Source organism: Limosilactobacillus coleohominis, assembly GCF_016901675.1.
GTDB lineage: Bacteria > Bacillota > Bacilli > Lactobacillales > Lactobacillaceae > Limosilactobacillus > Limosilactobacillus intestinavium.
Map to the genome: position 1 here is coordinate 1 of NZ_JACJKU010000182.1, position 522 is coordinate 522.

General features: G+C 43.1%; 1 protein-coding gene. It reads right to left on the bottom strand.

Going from position 1 to position 522, the window contains the following annotated elements:
- A partial coding sequence (locus H5975_RS08425) for a helix-turn-helix domain-containing protein (RefSeq protein ID WP_204785635.1) occupies positions 1–421 on the bottom strand: 421 nt, incomplete at its 3' end.
- Between the last annotated feature and the right edge of the window lie 101 nt (positions 422–522).

Here is a 522-nt window from a genome sequence, read left to right on the forward strand (position 1 = left end):
GGCCGTGACTGAACGTACCACGCTTTTCTTTAGCGCGATGACGACGAATTCCATGATCAGGCAAATCGGGCAACTGTACATCAAGCCATCCTTGATCAATCCAGTTATAAACCGTCTTGTAGGCAATTCCAACTACATGGGCAACTTGTTCAGGGGACCACTTTTGGACTTGAATCTTTTCCTCGATCAAGTGTTTAAGGTTTTTAGTGAGCGAAGACTTCCGCCCCCGTTGACTAACCTTGCGTTCAAAGTCAGTTTGCGCTAGTTCAGCTTGATACTCACCGTTGAGCCGGTGAAGTTCGTTAAAGATGGTGGTCTTACTAAAGCCTAAGTAATTAGCGATGTATCGTAAGGAACGTCCTTCATTATGAAGCGTTTCAATGACAACGCGGTTCTGGAATGATAAAATAGTGGTGCCCATTAAGGTCCTTCTTTCTAATGGAATGTTGTGGTAACACCATTAAAGACCTTGATGGGTTTTTCTGTCCACTTAAATGTTCAACTTAAATTTTACAATCTGCC